The organism is Kocuria sp. CH-021 (assembly GCF_049716185.1).
Lineage (GTDB): Bacteria > Actinomycetota > Actinomycetes > Actinomycetales > Micrococcaceae > Kocuria > Kocuria cellulosilytica.
Genome location: NZ_JBNAFK010000020.1, coordinates 49,554 through 68,954 on the forward strand (window position 1 = coordinate 49,554; position 19,401 = coordinate 68,954).

General features: G+C 64.2%; 23 protein-coding genes. 14 read left to right on the plus strand and 9 right to left on the minus strand.

The genetic code is table 11. From position 1 onward, the window contains the following. Nucleotides 1-17: 17 nt before the first annotated feature. Nucleotides 18-317, minus strand: a complete 300-nt coding sequence (locus ACPYN7_RS14580; RefSeq protein WP_290468098.1) for a hypothetical protein — start codon at nt 315-317, stop codon at nt 18-20. Further along, complete coding sequence (locus ACPYN7_RS14585) at nt 314-937, minus strand: DUF6668 family protein (RefSeq protein ID WP_424348138.1); 624 nt, start codon at nt 935-937, stop codon at nt 314-316. Before ACPYN7_RS14585 ends, ACPYN7_RS14580 begins: the two co-directional genes overlap by 4 nt. Before the next feature lie 170 nt (nt 938-1,107). On the opposite strand from ACPYN7_RS14585, the gene ACPYN7_RS14590 reads away from it, so the two are divergent. The 4 genes from ACPYN7_RS14590 to ACPYN7_RS14605 all read left to right on the plus strand — a co-directional run bounded on the left by ACPYN7_RS14590 (nt 1,108) and on the right by ACPYN7_RS14605 (nt 4,478). After that, complete coding sequence (locus ACPYN7_RS14590) at nt 1,108-1,350, plus strand: helix-turn-helix domain-containing protein (protein WP_424348139.1); 243 nt, start codon at nt 1,108-1,110, stop codon at nt 1,348-1,350. A 16-nt stretch (nt 1,351-1,366) separates the two neighbouring features. After that, complete coding sequence (locus ACPYN7_RS14595; RefSeq protein WP_424348140.1) at nt 1,367-2,785, plus strand: chromosome partitioning protein ParA; 1,419 nt, start codon at nt 1,367-1,369, stop codon at nt 2,783-2,785. Between the two features lie 65 nt (nt 2,786-2,850). Then, nucleotides 2,851-3,897 (plus strand): transglycosylase SLT domain-containing protein, encoded by a 1,047-nt coding sequence (locus ACPYN7_RS14600; protein WP_424348141.1) that lies wholly within the window; start codon nt 2,851-2,853, stop codon nt 3,895-3,897. After that, on the plus strand, nt 3,894-4,478 hold the full coding sequence (locus ACPYN7_RS14605) for a hypothetical protein (RefSeq protein WP_424348158.1): 585 nt from the start codon (nt 3,894-3,896) through the stop codon (nt 4,476-4,478). Before ACPYN7_RS14600 ends, ACPYN7_RS14605 begins: the two co-directional genes overlap by 4 nt. 55 nt (nt 4,479-4,533) lie before the next feature. Here the strand turns inward: ACPYN7_RS14605 and ACPYN7_RS14610 are convergent, their stop codons facing one another. Genes ACPYN7_RS14610 through ACPYN7_RS14625 form a run of 4 tightly spaced genes read right to left on the minus strand, consistent with a single transcriptional unit; the run spans nt 4,534 to nt 6,939 of the window. Next, on the minus strand, nt 4,534-4,974 hold the full coding sequence (locus ACPYN7_RS14610; protein ID WP_424348142.1) for a hypothetical protein: 441 nt from the start codon (nt 4,972-4,974) through the stop codon (nt 4,534-4,536). An 11-nt stretch (nt 4,975-4,985) separates the two neighbouring features. Further along, nucleotides 4,986-5,579: a hypothetical protein gene (locus ACPYN7_RS14615; RefSeq protein ID WP_336650597.1), complete on the minus strand. Its 594-nt coding sequence runs from the start codon at nt 5,577-5,579 to the stop codon at nt 4,986-4,988. Continuing rightward, a complete protein-coding gene (locus ACPYN7_RS14620; protein ID WP_424348143.1) occupies nt 5,576-6,577 on the minus strand; it encodes a hypothetical protein in 1,002 nt (333 codons plus the stop codon). The genes ACPYN7_RS14615 and ACPYN7_RS14620 overlap by 4 nt, the downstream gene beginning before the upstream one ends. Beyond that, nucleotides 6,577-6,939: a hypothetical protein gene (locus ACPYN7_RS14625; protein ID WP_424348144.1), complete on the minus strand. Its 363-nt coding sequence runs from the start codon at nt 6,937-6,939 to the stop codon at nt 6,577-6,579. Before ACPYN7_RS14625 ends, ACPYN7_RS14620 begins: the two co-directional genes overlap by 1 nt. Nucleotides 6,940-7,239: 300 nt before the next feature. On the opposite strand from ACPYN7_RS14625, the gene ACPYN7_RS14630 reads away from it, so the two are divergent. From ACPYN7_RS14630 to ACPYN7_RS14670, 9 genes are all read left to right on the plus strand, one after another. Next, the gene (locus ACPYN7_RS14630) at nt 7,240-7,455 is read left to right on the plus strand and encodes a hypothetical protein (protein ID WP_047802221.1); all 216 of its coding nucleotides are present in this window, start codon (nt 7,240-7,242) and stop codon (nt 7,453-7,455) included. 270 nt (nt 7,456-7,725) lie between these two features. After that, a complete protein-coding gene (locus ACPYN7_RS14635; RefSeq protein WP_424348145.1) occupies nt 7,726-8,829 on the plus strand; it encodes a hypothetical protein in 1,104 nt (367 codons plus the stop codon). A 128-nt stretch (nt 8,830-8,957) separates the two neighbouring features. Further along, complete coding sequence (locus ACPYN7_RS14640) at nt 8,958-9,398, plus strand: LexA family protein (protein WP_424348146.1); 441 nt, start codon at nt 8,958-8,960, stop codon at nt 9,396-9,398. A gap of 14 nt (nt 9,399-9,412) precedes the next feature. Beyond that, nucleotides 9,413-10,672: a Y-family DNA polymerase gene (locus ACPYN7_RS14645; RefSeq protein WP_424348147.1), complete on the plus strand. Its 1,260-nt coding sequence runs from the start codon at nt 9,413-9,415 to the stop codon at nt 10,670-10,672. Nucleotides 10,673-11,166: 494 nt separating this feature from the next. Beyond that, a complete protein-coding gene (locus tag ACPYN7_RS14650) occupies nt 11,167-11,307 on the plus strand; it encodes a hypothetical protein (protein WP_424348148.1) in 141 nt (46 codons plus the stop codon). A gap of 358 nt (nt 11,308-11,665) precedes the next feature. Next, nucleotides 11,666-11,929 carry a glutaredoxin domain-containing protein gene (locus tag ACPYN7_RS14655; protein WP_424348149.1) on the plus strand — a complete coding sequence of 88 codons (264 nt, stop codon included), beginning with the start codon at nt 11,666-11,668 and terminating at the stop codon, nt 11,927-11,929. Between the two features lie 74 nt (nt 11,930-12,003). Further along, nucleotides 12,004-12,333, plus strand: coding sequence for a hypothetical protein (locus tag ACPYN7_RS14660; protein WP_424348150.1), 330 nt, complete (start codon nt 12,004-12,006; stop codon nt 12,331-12,333). An 82-nt stretch (nt 12,334-12,415) separates the two neighbouring features. Continuing rightward, the gene (locus ACPYN7_RS14665; protein ID WP_424348151.1) at nt 12,416-13,207 is read left to right on the plus strand and encodes a ParA family protein; all 792 of its coding nucleotides are present in this window, start codon (nt 12,416-12,418) and stop codon (nt 13,205-13,207) included. A gap of 32 nt (nt 13,208-13,239) precedes the next feature. Then, nucleotides 13,240-13,644 carry a hypothetical protein gene (locus ACPYN7_RS14670; RefSeq protein WP_424348152.1) on the plus strand — a complete coding sequence of 135 codons (405 nt, stop codon included), beginning with the start codon at nt 13,240-13,242 and terminating at the stop codon, nt 13,642-13,644. A gap of 281 nt (nt 13,645-13,925) precedes the next feature. On the opposite strand, the gene ACPYN7_RS14675 is transcribed toward ACPYN7_RS14670, so the two are convergent. After that, entirely contained in the window at nt 13,926-14,252 is a 327-nt protein-coding gene (locus tag ACPYN7_RS14675) for a histone-like nucleoid-structuring protein Lsr2 (RefSeq protein ID WP_424348159.1), read from the minus strand. A 186-nt stretch (nt 14,253-14,438) separates the two neighbouring features. Next, nucleotides 14,439-15,665 carry a phospholipase D-like domain-containing protein gene (locus tag ACPYN7_RS14680; RefSeq protein ID WP_424348153.1) on the minus strand — a complete coding sequence of 409 codons (1,227 nt, stop codon included), beginning with the start codon at nt 15,663-15,665 and terminating at the stop codon, nt 14,439-14,441. A 90-nt stretch (nt 15,666-15,755) separates the two neighbouring features. On the opposite strand from ACPYN7_RS14680, the gene ACPYN7_RS14685 reads away from it, so the two are divergent. After that, a complete protein-coding gene (locus ACPYN7_RS14685) occupies nt 15,756-17,390 on the plus strand; it encodes an Eco57I restriction-modification methylase domain-containing protein (RefSeq protein WP_424348154.1) in 1,635 nt (544 codons plus the stop codon). A gap of 933 nt (nt 17,391-18,323) precedes the next feature. Here ACPYN7_RS14685 and ACPYN7_RS14690 read toward each other — a convergent pair. Beyond that, nucleotides 18,324-19,178: a hypothetical protein gene (locus ACPYN7_RS14690; protein WP_424348155.1), complete on the minus strand. Its 855-nt coding sequence runs from the start codon at nt 19,176-19,178 to the stop codon at nt 18,324-18,326. Nucleotides 19,179-19,401: the final 223 nt, after the last annotated feature.

Genomic DNA, 19,401 nt, shown 5'->3' on the forward strand with positions numbered 1-19,401 from the left:
GCTGCGTCTGGTGGTGGTTATGCCCCGGCGATGAAGGTCAGGATCGAGGCTCCACCGGAGATCAGAGCCACGGCCAGGACGATCTTGATGATCCCGGATACTTCTTCAGTGGTCTCTCCACGGCGGGCGTCGAAGGCCATCTTTCCGCCAACCACCAGCAGGCCCAGCACAGCAATGCCCAGGGCGATCCATTTGCCGACACCAACCATGCGGTTCCAGGTGTCGCCGATGCCGGGAGGGGCCAGGGGGCTGGAGTCGGGCAGGTTGGCCGGCAGCGCCAGCACGGTGTCCTGGGTGGCAAGTACGAGGTCGATCATTGGGGGGTCCTCTCGGAGATGAGTTCATCGACTGCCTCACCGAGGGCGGTGAGGACTTTCCTCGGCTCACGGGCCATGGACTCCCAGTCCGTGGCTCCGGTGAGTCGGAGTTCTTCGATCCACGGCACCACCCAGGTGGAGGGGACACCACCGGAAATCACGCGGGTCGCTGCTGCCAGGGGTTTCGGGGTCTTGCCCGGGGTGCCGGCCACGATCACCAACCCCGCGAGCACTACCTCCGGGTGTTGGCCGGAGGCCCAGTCCTGGGCGGCACGTCGAGCTGCTTCCAACCCGCCATGCGTCTGTCGGGCGAGGAGGACAACGACAGGAGACGGTGCCTCTGGGGTGGGAGAAGGCCAACGGTGACGGCATTCGACACCGCCCAGCAGCTCCCGGAAGGTGGTCTCTCCCGCTCCGCCATGGGCGCCTAACCAGTACGGACCAGCAGAGGACGTGGAGAACCGTTCGAGCCGTCGGTCGCCGTCCGGTGCGGAAACCCCCTGCTGGGGCGCCTGCGCCCCACAAAGCACCGGGGGCGGCTCAGGATGAATCTCCTCCAGGAGCGAGACCGTCTGGGTCCCCGTGCCGGGTCCGACGAACCCCGTCCACCGATTGCCCATCTAGGCTCCTAAGTTGAATCCAATGCACCGAGGTGCATCCCCGTGGGTCACCCACGGAAACGAATTGAACATGTTCAACTATAGGCGGTTTCGAGCTATGGTGTGCAACCGTAAGCAACTTTTTCCCACTCTGATCTACCGGAGCCGCCGTGATCGCCGGAGCGCTCTCCATGACTGAGTCGCTGGACAGACTCTTCAACGGGCTGCCCGAGCGACTCACCGTGGCCCAGCTGACCGAGGTTCTGGGGCTGTCCAGCACCACGGTGACCTACCGGTGGCTGAGGGATGGGCGGGTGCCAGCCATACAGCTGGGCTCGCACTGGATCATCCTCCGGGACGACGTGAAAGAGCACCTGCGTGCTCACTACAACGTCTCTCAGCAGCCCAACTTCGGAGTGGGGGATACCGACTGATACGAAAGGCATCCCCATGGCGCAGGCGCTCGACCGTCCGCGATGCACCGCAACGATCACCGACGACGACACCGTTGAAGTCTCCATCGACGGTGTGGTGACCCCCCTGAATTCGATGGACGACGCCATTGCCCAGCTAACCGAGACCGCGCGTATCTTGAGTCGGCCCGTCAAAGTCGTAGCCATCGACCCGTCTTCGGACAGCGAACTGGAGACCTACCTGGTCGTTGGGCCTGAAGGGGAGGTCTCCACCGACAGGACGGCCACTCCCCTACCTCGGGCCGGGCGTCGAGGCAGCCGTGCGGTCAGCCTCGATGATCTCGTGCCCGCCGAGTCGGCCCCGGAGCCACTGCTGACCGAGCCCGAAAGTTCCTCTTTTGAGGAAGCCGAGCCGATGCCTTCCACCATCGTCACGCCGACTCTCGAGAACGCGTCACAGCCCCGTCCCATGCAGGCAAAGTCAACGCCCTCCAGCGCCCCGGCGCTGCAACCATCGGACACGACAGTCTGGGACATCGACTCCGCCCCCAGTTTCATCGCCACCGACAGCTCCCTGGCCGACGCACCAGCCACCCACGGCTGGCGCGGAATGCTCAACCGCATCGGGATGCACCTGCCCCCCGGGCCTGGGGAAGTAGCCGAACGAGAAGACCTGGCCGCGGTCTCACGGCACTGGATCGGCTCCCGCACCATCGCGGTCGTCAACCAGAAGGGCGGTGCCAACAAGACCCCCACCGTTGCACTGCTCGCCGCCCAGTTCGCCCGCCACGGCGGGGCCGGAGTGCTCGCCTGGGACAACAACGAAGCCATGGGTTCCCTGGGCTGGCGCACCGATGGCGCCGGCCACGACTCCACCGCACTGGACCTTCTCCACCACGCCAATCACTTCCTCACCGCCGAAGCCAAAGCGGCCGAGCTGGCCGCCTTCGTCCACCACCAAGCCCAGGATGCCTACGACGTCCTGCGCTCCGACGAATCGCCGTCCAATACCCACGAAATCACCGGGGCCGAGGTGGACGCCTTGCACCGGGTCGCCGAGAAGTACTACCGGCTCGTCATCATGGACAGCGGCAACTCCACCCGGGGCGAGAACTGGGCGCACATGATCGCCCACACCGACCAGATCGTCATCGCCACCACCACCGAGTCCGACAAGGCTCAGGGCGGAGTCAACGCCCTCAAAGCCCTGCACGCCGGAGGCCCCCATGCCGGGGAAATGGCCCGCAATGCCGTGGTGGTCATCTCCGAGCTGATGCCCTCGCACAGCACTAAGGCCCACGCCATCGCCCAGGAGTACGCCCCGTTCGTGCGTGAGGTGGCCATCGTCCCCTTCGACCCGCACCTGGTGCAGGGCCGCATTCACCACCGACAACTGCGCCCCGCCACCCGACGGGCCTGGCTGCACGCCGCAGCCCTGGTCTCCCAGAGCTTCTGATGGCCGGACCCCGCCCCCGAACCCTCGGCGGCGCGGCCCTGCTGCTCCTTGGACTGCCGGTGGGCATGACCATGGCTTTGACCATGCTCGTGGCCACCCTGGCCGAGGATGAAGACGCCGCAGGCTTGTCCACCAGCTGCACGGCCACCGCCGTCGGCACCAACGAGAAGGCCAATGTGGTGTCCGTGCCCAACGGCTGGGGGCCGCTCGTGGACGCGGCCGCCGACCAGGCCGGACTGCCAGCCAGTCTGGTCGCCGCACAACTGGCGCAGGAGTCCGGGTGGAATCCGGACACCACCAGCCCCGTCGGCGCCCAGGGCCTGGCCCAGTTCATGCCCGCGACCTGGAACACCTACGGCCGCGGCGGCAACCCCTTCGATCCCGAAGATGCCATCGCTGCCCTGGGCCGCTACATAGCAGCCCTGAAAAGCCAAGTTCAGCCCATCGCCGGGGACGATCCGGACGAGCTCGTGCGCCTGACCCTAGCCGCCTACAACGCCGGACCCGGTGCGGTGCAGGAACACCACGGCGTCCCGCCCTACCCGGAGACCCAGCAGTACATCGAGAAAATCCTCGACGGCGCCCAGGGCAATTTTTCCGCCGGCTGCAAGGCTCCTACCGGTGCGAGGGCCTGGGACGGCGACCTCGGTGACGGGCAATGGACGACCCCGCTGCCCGGCGGTGTCTTCACCTCCGGTTACGGCGGCCGCGCCCTGGCCGGTGTCCCGTCCTGGGTCAACCAGCACGTAGGCGTGGACATCGCCACCCCTGGGGCCGGCAACGGCAGCGGCGGAGTCGTCGTTGCCCCCACCAGCCTGCGAATCACCGGGTTCAACGCCGCCGATGGCTGCGTTATCGCCAAAGAGAACGGGTCCGACCCCGACTTCGGCTTCGCGTTCTGTCACCTGCACTCCTGGGACGTGACCAAGGGCCAGAAGCTCAAACGCGGGGACATCATTGGCGTCGAGGGCAACCACGGACGCTTCGGCATGGCCACCCACCTGCACTTTGAGATCTACAAGCCCGGCGCCCCCGACCTCGTCTTCCCCTACCAAGGGCACAACCTCGACCCCGAGCCCATCCTCAAAGAGAAAGGTGCGTGGCCGAGATGATGCGCCATCAACTCAGCCTCGCCGCAGCACTGCTGCTGTGCGCGTTGCCGCTTGCCGCCTGTGACTCGCCCAGCAAGGCCCAGCAAAGTTCCCCAGAAGCCACTGTCTCTACCGTTCCGCCACAGCTGGGCGAGGGAACTTTCGCCACCCCGGACGACGCTGACCGCACCGACGTGGATTCCACTGCCGAGGTCGCCGCCCTGATGCTCCACTTCTGGGACACCGCCACCGATCGCACCGAGACCGCTGCCGCGGTCCGGGCCAAGCCGCTGATGTCCGCCGACTGGGCCGCGCATCAGGTCGAGCCCGAACGCAACGCAGCAGGTGCCCCGTGGCTCGCGGCCGCTGAGCACCAGGGGTACAGCGCACCCACCATCGTCCCCGTCCACGGCGACGTCAATCAGGACGTCGCTCCGGACAAGGCCATCCGCGCCTACACCGTGGAATGGACCTGGAATACCCGCGACGGGGCCACCGTCCACGAAACGGGTCGTCGGCAGGTCGCCCTCTACCTTGAGGAGCACGACGGCCAGTGGGAAGTCGTCGGCCATCAGTCCCGCGACATGGGTGACGCCGAGTAGGTAGATGAACGAAGGAGGCCGGCCCTGCCGTTGTGGCGGGGCCAGCCTCCTTTACCTACTGTGTGGAGTCGTCCTGAGAGGAACTTTCCTTCTTCTCGATGACGTCCAGGATCGCCTGAAGCCCTTCAGGATCGATCTGACCGAGGGCCCGGGCGGCGAAGTTGCGGACCTCGGCTCGCCGGAGGGCGCGGACCGTGTGGAGTTCTTGCTCAACCTGCTGAGGGAGCGGCCCATCTTCCTGCACGAGGTATCTCGGGTCCACCCCGAACACTTCCCCCAGCGTCCGGAGCAGTTTCTCGTCGGGACGCACCCGGATGTCGGCTGTTTTCAGGTAATGCCATTTCGTCCGTGAGATGGCCACGCCGCGGTCTTTGAGGCCTTGCTGGATCGTGGTGAAGTCGTAGGGCTGGCCGGCTTCGGTGCGCAGGGTATCCAACAGCAGGTTGATCTTGTCGGCCAAGATCTGGGCTGAGCGTTCCCGGTTGGCGTCCCCCACGTGGTTTCTCCTCATGTCACGATCCAGGCGTAGATGCTGCCCAGGAAGGCCAGCCCGTAGATGAAGCCTGAAATCACCTGCGGACCGGTGTGGTCCTGGAGTCGGATGCGGCTCCAGCACACCGCCAGGCCCACCGGAACAAACAGCAGCCCGACAACACCCCAGGATGTTGTCAGGGCAACAATAGTTCCGCCCATCATCATGCCGTGCCCGGAGATCTTCCACCACGGACTCACCACAGCGATCACCAGTCCGGCCAGGAACGTGGCCACGAGCAGCGCCACGATCTCGATCGGTCCCTGCAGCAGGATCGCCGCCGCGAGGTAGCTGAGGACCAGCACCAGCACCCCGGCCATCACCGGTCGGCGGTGCTCCTTCACGCTCACGTGGTGGTCGGTGAGCACCCCTCGGCGCACCAGCATGAGGACCACGGCCAGCGGAACCCCGCACACGATCAGGGCCGCGCTGATTCCCCACCACAGCGAGGCCGCAGATGGGTTCGCCCCCCAGGGCAGCGCGATGAGCAGTGCCGCCAGCAGCACCGGAGGCTGGAAGGCTTCCGTGGCGGTTCTCTCCCAGCGGGGGACGACGATCGAGGTGCTCATGATGTGAGTTCAAATCTCCTCTCGGCGGCCTGCAGGGCACACCGTTGCTTTTCCGACAGGCCCGCGTTTTCGGCCCGCAGGGCGTCTTCGACGGCAATGACGGCACTGTAGAGAACCTGCTGGGGATCGGCCGACAGAGCGCTGGACCAGCCCGGAGGGCGTCCACCAGGGCTCCACCGGTCCGCGCCGAGTTGGGCCCACACCGGGGCGATCCTCAGGATGTCCATGCGCAGACCCATCTTCAGGCGCCGGCCTTGGGCGTAGACACCCAGCCACGCCACGGCCAAGCACACCAGCACGGCCCCGGGCAGGAAGACCGGGCCGAACGAGGCCCGCAGGGCCACAGCTACAGCATCCCACGTGCCTGAATACCCGAGGACTGCGTAGCCGGCCTCGAGCGTGCAGCCGAGCACGAGCAGAGAACCTCCCACGCCCAGGCCGAGCAGCCCCGGCCACAGCAGGCGATCGTGCCCGTGCTGGCGCAGGGTGAGTTCCCGGAAGGCGACACGGGCAACATCGGCAGCGTTCCAGGCTCCCATCACCATGATGAGCAGCGTGTAGACCAGGGTGCCGCCCTGGGCAAGGTGGTCCGGGATGAACGCTCCCGAGGTCGGGCCCCGGTCGATCGAGAAGAACGCTGCCGTCAGTCCCAGCAGCAAGGCGCTACCTATGGCGGCCTCCCGCAATGTCCGCGACCGGCTCCAGTCCCTGCGCTGCAGAGACTGCACGAGGGCCGACCGCAGGCACCATACGGCGCTGAGTGCGAGCAGGTTGCGCACCAAATGGAAGATGTTCTCCCCGCCCAGCCACGCATCCACGGTCCGTTCGGAAACCATGACCCCATTGGCCGAGAAGGCCAGCGCCGCCAACGCCGTGCCCACCCAAACGAAGTCCACTCGGCGTCGCCGCGCCACCCGTGGCAGACGAACGACCACTGCCACGGCGGCGAAGAGGAACGCCACGGCCTTGAGCAGACTCAACACCGCTCCGAGGCTCATCAGAAGGCCTCGAACAGAGGATCCACCTGCTGGATCAGTCGGGCGGCCAACCTCGTGGCGGCGTTCTCTGCCGCGATCTCCTGGGCCGTCCAGGTCGAGGAACGCCCGAGAAGGGTCTTGATCCGCCGGGAGCCCCCGATGTGGGCGAAGGCGTTCCCCAGCGTCAGCTCGCAGCCACTGTGCATGAGGAGGATGTGTCCGTACTCGTGCAGGATCACGTGCCGGCGCAGCAGCTCGCTCTCACCGGCAGCATGGAAAATCCAGGACTGCTCAGCCTTCTCCAACCACAACCCCGTGACGTCCTGACCCAACCACGCCGGCGCCGGCTCGATGTGGATGGGCTTGCCGTGCCGACGTTGCACCTCTAGATGAAGACCCTCCCAGGTGAGATGGTCCGGCAGCTCAGCCAGCACATCGGAGTCGGAACGGGAAACTGTTCCCCCTAGCCAAGACATGCCCTCCAGGCTACCCGGAACTTGAACATGTTTATGTTGAACATGTTCAACATGTATTAGGGTGGATGCATGCCGCGCGACACTTTGCGCCCGGCCGTAGATGACTCAGGCCATCGCTGCTTGCTTCGTGTACCGGAGGGATGAAAAATCACCGAGACACACCTGATACCGCTATCGGTAGCAGTGTCGATATGCCATGATCGACCCATGACCGAGTACCAGCAGCCGAAGTTGCAGGGCCACAAGGTGGCCCTGATGGCGCGTGTGTCTCCAGAACAACACCGCGCGGCGATCGAAGCATCGCATCAGGCGGGGCTCAGCATGGCCGAGTACATCGGTGCCTTGATCGACCGCGACGCTGGAAGGTCCAACAAGCTCGACAACAGGGAGGAGCCGCGCCTACCGCTGGCTAATTCCGCTTAAACGACTGACGACCCGCCTGGCAGGGCGGGCCGTCGAAGTCATTCGGCTGTCTCAGGTCGCCAAACTCGCGACAGCCGTTCCAACAGCTAACTGAATCGGAACCTGTCATGAATCCAATACCAGGGGACTGTTGTGTCCCCTAGTGTACCTGAGGCGCGTCCGCAAATGGACCCCTCTTCACTCAGTCACGCCGATTTTCGGTCACATTCCGCCCCTGACGCTGCTCTCGAGGCCGCTGGGGAGTTCCCCTCACGCCGCCGGCGGGTGCGGGTGGAGCACGAGCAGTCCAAGGCCGTCGTGCTGCGGGCTGTGCCCAAGGGGTGCCAGCTCGCCAAGCACGCCGCCGCCTGGCGCCGGGCCGTCCTGGAGCACCCCAGCCTGGAGTTGATCCGTGCCGATGCCCGAGCGAACCTGCTGGCCGTGGTAGAGATCATCTGCCGCCAGCAGGACCCCGCCTCGCGCACCTGGCGCACGACCTGGGACTGGGTGGCCAACAAGATCGACCGCTCCCGCTCCACCGTGGCGCGGGCGATCCGCCACCTGCGCGACTGCGGGCTGCTGGCCGTGGTGGCCACCGGCCGTAGCGCGGCCCGCACCCCGCGCTCCACCGGCCGCACCCAGGGCGAGGCCCCCGTCTACGCACTCATCCACAGCACCGTCCAGCCGGCAGTTGAGCCTGTGGAACTAACTGACACCCCGGTCCCCACGAAGTGGGAGAGTCTTTCCCCGCACGCGCGCGAAGAGTTTTCCCCGAAGGACGCGGCTGCGCCGCGACGCACCCGAAAGGGCGCCGCGCAGCGGCGCGAGGTGGTCGCCGCCCTGAGCCGTCGTACAGCCCCGCTGTGGCCCCGTCATGCAACGACGGAGCCTTTGACGAGGCGGGTGACCCGTCGGGCGCGGAAGGAGACTCAGCGGGCGGCTGCCCTGGAGCTCCAGCACGAGGCGATCGTGCTGCGCCAGCTCACCACCGCCCACGTCGTGAGCGTGTGCAAGCCGTTCTTCGAGGCCGGATGGACCATCGCCGACGTGCTCACCGCCCTGGACTGGACGCCTCAGGGCACCCGCTACGGCTTCCTCACCGTGGAGGGCATCGACAACCCCGCCGCCTGGCTGGGCGCCCGGATGCGCGCCTGGACCCACCCCGACGGCACACCCCTGCGGTCCCGCGACCAGCGGGTCGCCGCCGAAGCCGCCCAGCGCCGCGCGGCAGCACGGGCGGCCGCCGAACGCTACGCCGCCCGGACGGCTGCCGCCGCGGCCGCCCCAGCGTCCTTCCCTGCGCCTGGCCCCCGCCGGCCGTTCCGGCAACGCTGGGCCGCCCAGATCGCCGCCGGCCAGAACGAAGCGGCTGGTGCGGCCGTCTCGGCTCCGTAGCCGGGCCCCTTGGCGTGTCCGGCCGGGCCGGGAGAATCCGCAGCATCGGCACTAGCCAACCCGTATATGTGTACGGGTTTATTGTGTTTATGGGCTGAGCTTTAGAATATGTGTTCTATCCTGGCGGCATGAGACATCCAGTCCCGCTCACTATTGACCGCCCCGTGCTGGTCTCTGCGGTCCTGGTCCGAGTCCCGGCTGGCTTCCCCTCCCCTGCCCAGGACAGCTTCGACGACGGCCGGATCGACCTCAACGAGGTCCTGATCAGAGACGTCACCTCCACCTTCATCCTCCGCGTCACCGGAGACTCCATGGAAGGCATCGGGATCTACCACGGCGACGAAGTCCTCGTGGACCGCTCCCTGACCCCCAAAGACGGCAGCGTGGTGATCGCCGTCCTCGACGGGGACTTCACCATCAAGACCCTCCACGTCCACCCCGACCGGGTCGTGCTGCACCCGGAGAACCCGGCCTACCCGGACGTGGAGGTCCCCTCCCTGTCGACCCTGCACATCTGGGGTGTCGTGGTCTACGGCATCCGCCACATCAACCAGCGGAAGCTGCACTAGGACGGTGCTCTGCAGTGATCGCCCTGGTCGACGTGAACAACTTCTACGCCTCCTGCGAGGCCCTCTTCGAGCCCTCCCTGACCGGCAAGCCACTGGTGGTGCTCTCCAACAACGACGGCTGTGTCGTCGCCCGCTCCCCCGAAGCCAAGGCTCTGGGGATCAAGATGGGTGATCCCTGGTTCCAGCTGCGCGCCGACGCGAAACGGTGGCGGCTGGAAAAGCGTTCCTCTAACTACCAGTTGTATGCGGACCTGTCGGAGCGGGTGATGCTGCTCCTGGCCCGCCACGCGATGGGCCAGGAGGTGTACTCCATCGACGAGTGCTTCCTCCTCCCACCCGTCGGCACACCCGCAGAACAGGTGCGGTGGGCGCGCCGGTTGCAAGCCACCGTGGCCCGCAACGTCGGGCTGCCGGTGAGCATCGGGATCGCCAGCTCCAAGACGCGGGCGAAGATCGCGACCGAGGCCGCGAAGAAGCTGCCCGCCACCGGTGGGGTCGTGCACTGGGACCAGGCCCCCGACGGGTACTGGGACCGGCTCATGGAGGCCCTGCCGGTCACCGAGGTCTGGGGGATCGCCGGGCGGCTGACCCAGCGCCTGGAGGCGATAGGAATCGAGACGATCGCGCAGCTGCGTGATGCCGACCCGGTGGCTATCCGGGACAGGTTCTCCGTGGTGCAGATGCGCACCGTGCTCGAGCTCAACGGGTTCCCCGCCATCCCCGTCGAGGACGAGGTCGCGACCAAGGCCCAGATCCTGGTCTCCCGGTCCTTCCCGGACCCGATCTGGGATCCGGAAATCGTGGGGCAGGCGGTGGCCGAGTTCGCCCAACGCGCCTCCCGCCGGCTACGGAAGGAAGGCGAAGTCGCCGGGCGCCTCACCGTCTTCGCCAGCACCTCCCCCCACCGGCCCGGACCCACCCACAACGTCTCCGCCCAGGTGCGGCTGGCCGTGCCCACCAACGAGCCCACTCCCCTGGTGACCGCGGCCCGGGCGGCCCTGGTGCCCAAGCTGATGCACGGGATGCAGTACATGCGCGCTGGCATCCTCTGCACGGACCTCGCCCCCGAAGGCGCGGTGCCGGTTCTGCCCGGGGTGCTCGAGCAGCCGGCCCCGATCGGGGAACTGATCGATGCGGTGAACCGCCGCTTCGGTACCGGCACCCTCGCCTTGGGCCGACTCGGTGCCCACTCCCCCGCTCCCTGGTCCAACCGCCAAGCCGATCTCTCCCCGCGCTACACCACCGACTGGAACGAACTCCGCACCGTCTCCTAGACACATGCTTCTTGGCTGGTCCGCACTAGAACTGACCTACTCCCCCACTAGGTCAAGGCGACAGTCCTCCTTGGGGCTGTGTCGGCAGACCATGGCTGCCGCACATTTCCTCGGCCCTGGCGGGCCTCCAAAATGATTGCCGAAGGGAAGCCGCGGGAACCTCCGAGCCCGGACTGGACCGCGATCCCTACCAGCACCTTGCTTGCGGTCGAGGTGGCATACAACAGTGGTGGAATAAAAGGACGTTTTGGAATAAATGGAGGTGAATCCTCCGATTGTGTGGCGTGAAGGGGTGAAGATGTCCAAGGAAGATGGAAGCCTTGGGAGTCCGCTCAGTCCTCTGAGCGTCGACGACTCAGTCGCTCTGTGGGCACCGGGGTCCACGAGAAGCAGCAGAGTGGGGTGAGTTGGCATCCTCGCGCGCGTCGACGCATGTGTGCCCTGCTGGAGCTTTAGCAGGGTGAGCATGTCGCTGCACGAAGAATGAGCCCAACATGAAAGTCGTCGGCATGATCCAATCCACGGCGACTCAAGAGGTTGAAGCCAAGGGCGAGGAATACGTTGCCGCCCGCGTGCAGCTGCTCGCGTCCATATCCGAGGGATTCGAGCGGCTCCACGTTCGCAGGGACTCTTAGACGGCCACCCTTCCGCGTGGTGTCCACGCTGATGCTGACGCCCCCTGCCGACTAGTCGTCGCTGGGAGCTTTTGTCCGCCCGGCCATTCCCAAACATCCTCTCAAATCCTCAAAATCATCCATTAACGCCATTTACTCCATTCATGTAATGGAGCAAACTACAAGTAAAAGTACCGAAGTCAGACCGGTTGGCGAGGATAGTCCCAAAACTTCGACGTCGCCCACGTGCTCCTATCCCCACGGTGTTCTCAATGCCGACACCGCCGCAATCGGTGCCGACCTCCACGACGACGGCACCGTCGCGGCGCGCACCTTCTACGTCCAAGACCCACTCTTCCCCTGAGCCCAGGAGGGCATCATGACCACCATCACCCTCTACACCCTTCCCGGGTGTGTTGACTGCCAGGCCGCCGGCCAGGCCATGGACCGCAAGGACATCCCCTTCGGCCTGATCAATGTCGCCTCCCTGCCCGCGGCCGCCGACTTCCTCCGCGGCCTGGGCTACCAGGGAGTGCCCGTGACCGTCGTCCGCGACGACGTCGGCACCGTCTGCGACCACTGGCACGGCCTGCGCCCGGACAAGCTCTACGCCCTGGTGCGACAGCGCGCCCAGCTGACCTGACCCGTCGCCCGTAGATCCACGGCACCCCCCACGCCCGGACCCCGTGAAGTCCACCCGCCCCCCAGGAGGACGCCATGACCATCCAGCCCGAACACCCAACCAGCAAGCACCGGGCGACCGCCCAAGAAGCGGCCCGCGCCGCCCAGGAGGTCCTGGCCGAGATCGAAAAGCTGCGCGCGGCCGCCCAGGCCGCCGCCGACAGCGAAAAGTGCACCCAGTGGCTCACCCGCCACGCCCAGCGCCTCGAGGTGCTGGCGCGGAAGGCCCAGCGCCTCGCCGATGCCGCCACCGAGGCGTGCCTCAACGCCGACCACCTCGACGGGGAACACCTGGCCGAGGTCACTTCCACCGCCTGCCGCGCCCGGGACGACCTCTACCGCGTGTACTTCTCCATCACCGCCTGAGACCCGTCGACACACCCCTGCATTCCATTTACTTAACGCCTCCATTTACTAAACTGAGGCAAACACTCAAAGGAGGCACCGTATGGACATCCTTGCCACCGTGCTGCAGAAGGGTGGCGTGGGCAAGACCACCACGGCCTACCACCTCATCCGCGCCGCCCAACGCGCGGACAAGCGCGTGCTTGCCATCGACATGGACCCGCAGGGCAACCTCACCACCGCCCTGACCCCCGAACGGCTGCCCCTGGACGAGGTCAGCCTGGCCGATGTCATCAACCCCCAGCAGGCACCGGGGGACGACCCAGTCACCCTGGCCGATGTCATCGTGGCGACCATCTGGCCCGGCGTCGACCTGGCCCCCACCGTGGGGCGGGCCCTGGCGATCATCGAACAAGAACTCACCCAGGCCCCCCGCACCGAAGACCGCGCACGGACCCTCCAGCGCGCCCTTCAGGGCGTGGGGGAGCGCTACGACCTGGTCATCATCGACTGCCCCCCGAACCTGGGCATGCTCACCGTCAACGCCCTGGTGGCCGCCCACGGGGCCGTGCTGGTCACCGAGGCCGGCCTGTTCGCCGCCGACGGGGTGGCGTTGATGCGCGACACCATCGGCTCCGTCCAGCAGCACTACAACCCCGACCTCACGATCCGCGGGGTGCTGCTCAACAAGTGGGAGCCGACGACCCTGGCCGGGCGCGAATGGCGCCTGACCCTCCAAGAAGCCCTGGGGGAGCAGCTGCTGGACCCGCCCATCCCCAAACGCGCGGTGATCCGCGACGCCATCGAGACCGGCGACGCCCTGGACCGCATCAAGGGCGGCCAGTCCATGGCCGAGCTCTACACCCGCCACCTGGCCAAGATCACCAGCCGCTGAGACCCGCCGGCACGAAAGGAACGACCCCGACCATGAGCACCACAGGACGCCGCCGGAAATCCACCTTCCTCACCGGCCAAGACGCCGTCGCCCCCTCCATCACCGACACCACCGCCCCCGTACCGGCACCGGATGCCGCAGCACCCGCCGCACCACAGGAGACGGCGCCGGCGCCCGCGGCCGAGCAGCAGAAGGGCGAGAAGAAGGCGGGGAACGCCACGGACACCCGCCGTCGCCTCCAGGTCCAGATGGACATCGACGATCTGGCCGAACTGCGCTCGGCCTACAACCACGTCGCCCAGCGCGGGCAGACCCTCAGCGACTTCGTCGCCGGCATCATCACCGACCGGATCCACCAGTACCGCGACGAGATCAATGACGGACGACCCTTCGGCGGTGCAGGCACCGTGACCCGTGGCCGCCCTCCCAAGTACTAGCTGAGGATCCGTACACCCCATTTACTCCATTAATTTAATGGAGTAAATAGGGTGCAATCGCATGAGGGGACATGTAGACCAGCGGGCGACCCTGTGCCGGATCAGGACTATCGGCCCGACACTGGCTGCTTCCCCTGGGAAAGCACCGCGGTGACGGCCCGCCTGCTCGAGCCCAGCCCGAGACGCTCCCACGCCATGTCCCGGCGATAGCCGGCCAGCACCGGACCCTCCGTCACGAACATTAGGAAGGCCGAGTGCTGTCCGGGTGGGGGAGTCGGGGTCTACTGGGCGGCGTAGTAGGCGTTCTTGACGGACTGGTGGACGCGGCCGCGGTCGGAGACCTCGTATCCGTTCTCCTTCGCCCAGGCCCGGATCTTCGCCGTCTCCGAGCTACCGGATGAGGACCGGGTCCCATTGGCCCGGACGCTCTTGCTTTGGGCTCGCCGGCCGGCGGTGGCGTAGGGGCGCAGAGCCTCCCGCAGCTTCTCCGCATTGGCGGCTGACAGGTCAATCTCGTACTGCCGGCCGTCCAGGCCGAACTGGACGGTCTCATCCGCAGGGCCGCCCTCAAGGTCGTCCTCCAAAATGATCTGTACGCTCTGGGCCATCACAGCACCTTTCCTTAATGTCGTGATCATTTGTCTCAGAATGCCCTGCCCCGTGGTTTGCTCGCCCCGCGGGGTCAGTAAGCCACGGGGCAGGGTAGAAATTGAAGCTGGCCATAATTCCGGTGATGGAATCAAGGAAGTCTGGGACAGCTTAATTCACGTGGTCTAGTGCCGTTGCATCAGAGCCTACAGCAGGTAGCGTCCGGCCGGTTCGGGGGCGATGATCAGCCGGAACTCGTTATTCTGCAATCTTTCTAGCGTTGAATAATATCCCACATAATTCGTCGCTCGAAGATATGCATTCAAGGTGTTCCAGTGTAGCCAGGTGGGGACGTTTCCCTGCGAGGAAGCACGGTGTGGCGCATGGCTAATGCGAATATTGTGCACCCCAAGATCATGCCCATCAATCCACACATGGAAGGCGACTTCCACTTCCAGTTGATCTTCCTTATCGGGGACGGGTGACCATGGTAGATCGGCAAAGAAGGAATCATGGAAGTAAGTTAGGTGATCAATTTCGCTTTCCGCCTGCGTCAGCGTCATAGAGCCTTTGAGCTGTGTATTTGGGGTGCGCTTTTGCTGAGCCTGCGTGTGGCCCAACTCTCGGTACCACCGACGGAGAACGCGCTGATCCTTCAGTGGCAGCTCATCGCTGCCCTTTTCGGAAGAGCCAGCCTCTCCCATCTCCTCTACGTCTATGTCTCTTGCGCGTGACAGAACCTGTGACTTCGGGCTCAGCTTTGGGAGCTGACGTAACTGTGATGCAGCTAGCCCAGTAAACAGCCCGTCGATCGACCCGACCTCAGTGCCGTCCGTGTCTTCCGGCGCGTCTTCATTTTTCCGCACAACGCGACGAGCACGGAATTCCGAGTTGATGACGATGTCGCGACTGGCCACCATCTTCTCTATCAGTTCGCTGGTCAGTGGCCTACAGGCGCTGTCTTCACTCCTAAGGCGTTCGAACCATGCCTGCACTTCAACGACCGTGCTGTCCGGCTCCACGCCTGACCAATCAAGCCAGAGCGACGCTTCATAGTTCCACGCAAGACCACCTGCCGTCAGATTGCTGGATCCGACGAGCAGAGACTGTTGAGAGTCCCCGACAGCGAGATAGACCTTCGGATGGAATGTGCGTCGAGGATCATGAAAAACGTAGGCTTCCGAGGCCAGTTCTAACGCCAGCTCCAAGCCTTCCTTCGTCGCACCACCTTCGCTGACTCCCACAATCATGGTGAGCTTGCCGCCTGAGTCGCGGAACGCTTCGATTTGATCACGCACTCGGCCCAAGCCTGAGCGTTTGGCCCACGCGACGGCGACCTGGACATCAGTGAAGCCGCCTCGAGTGACATGCTCCACAAAGTCAGCGAGATTCTTCTCGTCATCAAATGGCTGCGCCACGAATCTCAGTTTCATTCGCAAAGGATCGCACGCGGTGTCGGTTAGGAGCGAGTCGATGAGATAGGATAGTTGCTTCAGTAGCTGAAGCAATCTAAGGATGGCAAAGTGCGCACTCGGGACGCCGTAAGTCCAGAAAAACTGCGAGGTGGATTCTACTCACCCGATGTCCTGGTCAGCCTCTGCCTCGACCGGGTTCAGGCGCTCCTCGACGGTCGTGAGCAGCTGCGCATCCTTGAGCCAGCAGCCGGAGACGGAGCCTTCGTTAGAGGTCTCGCCACGCATCCTCTTGCCTCACGGACACAACACATCGAAGCCGTTGAACTGCTCGACACCGAAGCGGCCAAGCTGGCCACCGCGGTGGAGCACTCGAACCTCCCCGGCCGAGTGGTCAACCAGAACGTACTTGAGTGGTACGGCGCATCTAGCCGGCACGACTACGACGTAGTGGTCGCGAATCCCCCCTACGTCCGATTCCAGTTCATCGACGATGCAGATAAGCAAAGAGCAAAGGACCTCAGTTCTCAACTGGGTGTATCCGGCTCATCGGTCTCAAACCTGTGGATTCCAGTTTTCCTTTTGTCACTCGACTCCCTGAGAGACGGCGGGGTGTTCTCGGTCATACTTCCCACAGAATTCCTCACCGGAGTATCCGCAGCTCAAGTACGTTCATGGCTACTTGCCAACACGACAGATCTTTCGATCGACCTCTTCAAGCCTGGTTCTTTCCCTGCCGTGCTCCAGGAAGTGCTCGTGATGTCGGGTCGGCGCGTACATGCCAACCCAGGCACAAGCATCACGTTCACTGACCATAATGGTGGAACTCACACCTGGGAACACTCGATCAACGCCAATGCGAAGACGTGGACTGCATACTTACTGACACCACGTGAGGTGGAGGCTTACCACTTTGCTCAGTCACGCAAATCTGTTCGGCTTCTGAGTTCCCTCGCTCGATTTACTGTATCTACCGTCACTGGAGCGAACGCATACTTCTGTCTCCCAAGCAGTGAAGTTCGTGAACATAATCTTGAAGCGTGGGCCTTGCCGCTTCTTGGACGTTCTCGTCAGGCGAAAGGACTCGTGTTCCTCAACGAGGATCATGAGGAACTGACCAGAGGGGCACAACCAGCATGGATTCTGAGCTTCGCAGCGAATCGACCGGACCCGTCGAGCAATCCAAAAGCACTCCGCTATATCCATGAGGGTGAAGCAACGAGCATCCACACGAGGTTCAAGACACGCATCCGTACACCGTGGTATCGGGTTCCTATCGTCCCCGCCGGCGACCTACTACTCTCAAAGCGCTCGAACGAGTTCCCTCGCATGGTCGCCAACCATGCTGGGGCAATCACCACAGACACCATCTACAAGGGCAAGATGGTCGCTCACAGCGGCGTCACCGCTGACGACCTCACCGCTACCTTCCACAACTCGCTAACGCTCTTGTCTGCGGAGATCGAAGGCAGGAGCTTCGGCGGAGGTGTGCTTGAACTTGTACCTAGTGAGGTCGCTTCCCTGCTCGTTCCCATCTCTTCTGAGGCGCACCGTTACCTGCCTGCACTCGACGCGGCCTATCGAGCCTCATCGAATGGGAACGATCTCATTCAAGCCACAGACTCCATGGTGGGGACACTCATCCAAGATCTGACACCGGAAGTCATGGACACGCTTCGCGGAGCACGGCTCGCCCTACTCGAGCGTCGTCTTGTAAGAACCAGGTCCAACTTTTACGAGGGGTAGGGTGCCGCGGAACGACATCTGGCCTACCGAGCCCGGGCGAGGTCTATGGCTATGCAGTAGGAGGTTCAGTCCTTACTGAGGTTGTACGTCGATCGGGCGCAGGCTTGGCTGCCGAGGGAGGTGACCCGTCTGCCAAAAGCCCTGAGCGCGTGTTCCGATTCGGAAGCGTCGAACTGGGTGGCGCGGCCCCAGAGCATGTGCCTGCCTGGGCAGTACATGTGCTAGCCGGACATCGCGTAGAGGGCGCCCACCCGGCCACTTCCGAACTAGCCCTAATACCTAGTGGTCCCTGGGCCGTATCTCCTGTCACCCTGAGTGCTATGACCGCGTACTTGCTCGTGATTAGCGATCGAGAAGCTCTTGGATGGATCCTCACGACTAGCCGCATGGCCTTCCCGCGGGCTCAACGTGCTGAGGTTGCAGCCCTCAAGCCAGGGGACGAGCTCTTCATCTACACCACGCGTGAAGCATTTAAGAACCCGGCTCGGCATCGGGGTCGAATCATTGGCACGGCTCAGGTTGTAGAGCGTGTAACACAGCTTGATGAGCCAGTCCGATTCGCCGATCGCGAGTTCCCCGTGGGATGCCCATTGAGGATTGGAGAGCTGGCTCCGTTCGGGGCAGGGGTGGAGTTGCGACCCCTGGTAACGAGACTTGCTGCATTTGAAGGGGCAGATACCGCCTGGTCGGCGCGGCTCCGACGTCCTCTACTCCGGATCACCGACTCCGACGCCAGTCTGCTCCGGCAGGAACTTGCAACGGTACTCTCACCGGACGCCGATATGAATGCGTACACCCGTTGGTACCTAGGCCGTCGGTCGACACAGTAAGGACCATTTCTTTGTAAAATGCCCCTAATGGCGCCCTAATACGTTGGCGGGCTTCCCGGTGCGCTTGGTTCGCCAGCTCTTTCGAGCCCTTCAGTCCCTTCGCTCAGGAGATGACGCAGAGGAATGAGAGCCCGGATGTGGTCCTCATAGTGAGATCGCGCTCGATGCCTCGAGGGTTATCAAGGCGCCGGTCTGGGTCGTAGACATAGGCGAGGACGGCATCGCAGTCGGGGTGGGTAGGGTATCGACCGGCGTCAATAAGAAGTTCTTCGCCCAACTTTTGAGCACTCATGCTTGCTCGGGTCATTTTGGTCTCGACAACGACACCGACCTCAGGGAGCACGAAGTCAACACGTGAGTTCGCGCCGCCTCGAGATGGCACGTAGTCCTCCGGTCGAACATCGTCGAAGAGCGTACGCAGCAACGCCTCAACAACCACCTGTAGTTCCCGCTCATCTTTAATGGCCTCACCGACGGGCCACTCTGGTCGACGTTGCTGCAGAACGCGGAGAAACTCCGGCAACCTGCGTAGCACGGCGGCAAGATCTGTGGCCACACGTTCGGAGGGCGACTCCTCAGGCTCAGCCTCTATGAGGAGGTTGCGCTGCTTCTCCAATTGGCCTCGCACGCCATCGAAGTTGTACTGCCACCGGCCCAAGGGAAATGTGCCGTCCTCCGCCCGGAAGACGGACTCCTTGCGTGGATCGCCGAGATACTGGGTGATCCCAGACTTGAACAAGTTTCCATCTCGGTGTTCGTCGAACTTCTTGGCTACGTCCGCCGGCAGAACATTGCGGGCGCGGGCATGCCAGGCGCGATAGTCGCGACGCAGACCCGTAATGTCGGCATGGCTTGGTTCTTCGTCCCCTTGGAGCAAAGACATTCGTCTTTCGAGCTCCTCAGACTCCGCGATCAACTGGGGGATGATGGAGGGCCTTGGGGCGGGGAGGGTAGCCATAGCTACAGGCTAAGGCGTAGCCCCGACTCAACTCGTGGATCCGTCTCGTTGCGTTGATGGGTGCTTCGACGCAATTCTCGAATACCACTGATAGCACGTTGCGGTAAGACCACGTCGCCACTACTCGTCCGCGGATGCGGTCGGGTTGTGACCCGCAGCGATAAGTGGCGTGCTTCTGACAGAGCTAAATGACGGGAGCAAGGCCGAGCGGTCCGATCCGGGT

Bases quoted from the DNA above. Each gene is read 5' to 3' on its own strand.
- ACPYN7_RS14675 (WP_424348159.1), bottom strand. From the start codon at position 14,252: ATGGCCCAGAGCGTACAGATCATTTTGGAGGACGACCTTGAGGGCGGC.
- ACPYN7_RS14640 (WP_424348146.1), top strand. From the start codon at position 8,958: ATGAGACATCCAGTCCCGCTCACTATTGACCGCCCCGTGCTGGTCTCT.
- ACPYN7_RS14615 (WP_336650597.1), bottom strand. From the start codon at position 5,579: ATGAGCACCTCGATCGTCGTCCCCCGCTGGGAGAGAACCGCCACGGAA.
- ACPYN7_RS14655 (WP_424348149.1), top strand. From the start codon at position 11,666: ATGACCACCATCACCCTCTACACCCTTCCCGGGTGTGTTGACTGCCAG.
- ACPYN7_RS14665 (WP_424348151.1), top strand. From the start codon at position 12,416: ATGGACATCCTTGCCACCGTGCTGCAGAAGGGTGGCGTGGGCAAGACC.
- ACPYN7_RS14605 (WP_424348158.1), top strand. From the start codon at position 3,894: ATGATGCGCCATCAACTCAGCCTCGCCGCAGCACTGCTGCTGTGCGCG.
- ACPYN7_RS14650 (WP_424348148.1), top strand. From the start codon at position 11,167: ATGAAAGTCGTCGGCATGATCCAATCCACGGCGACTCAAGAGGTTGAA.
- ACPYN7_RS14590 (WP_424348139.1), top strand. From the start codon at position 1,108: ATGACTGAGTCGCTGGACAGACTCTTCAACGGGCTGCCCGAGCGACTC.
- ACPYN7_RS14585 (WP_424348138.1), bottom strand. From the start codon at position 937: ATGGGCAATCGGTGGACGGGGTTCGTCGGACCCGGCACGGGGACCCAG.
- ACPYN7_RS14660 (WP_424348150.1), top strand. From the start codon at position 12,004: ATGACCATCCAGCCCGAACACCCAACCAGCAAGCACCGGGCGACCGCC.
- ACPYN7_RS14580 (WP_290468098.1), bottom strand. From the start codon at position 317: ATGATCGACCTCGTACTTGCCACCCAGGACACCGTGCTGGCGCTGCCG.
- ACPYN7_RS14670 (WP_424348152.1), top strand. From the start codon at position 13,240: ATGAGCACCACAGGACGCCGCCGGAAATCCACCTTCCTCACCGGCCAA.
- ACPYN7_RS14600 (WP_424348141.1), top strand. From the start codon at position 2,851: ATGACCATGGCTTTGACCATGCTCGTGGCCACCCTGGCCGAGGATGAA.
- ACPYN7_RS14690 (WP_424348155.1), bottom strand. From the start codon at position 19,178: ATGGCTACCCTCCCCGCCCCAAGGCCCTCCATCATCCCCCAGTTGATC.
- ACPYN7_RS14630 (WP_047802221.1), top strand. From the start codon at position 7,240: ATGACCGAGTACCAGCAGCCGAAGTTGCAGGGCCACAAGGTGGCCCTG.
- ACPYN7_RS14680 (WP_424348153.1), bottom strand. From the start codon at position 15,665: ATGAAACTGAGATTCGTGGCGCAGCCATTTGATGACGAGAAGAATCTC.
- ACPYN7_RS14620 (WP_424348143.1), bottom strand. From the start codon at position 6,577: ATGAGCCTCGGAGCGGTGTTGAGTCTGCTCAAGGCCGTGGCGTTCCTC.
- ACPYN7_RS14595 (WP_424348140.1), top strand. From the start codon at position 1,367: ATGGCGCAGGCGCTCGACCGTCCGCGATGCACCGCAACGATCACCGAC.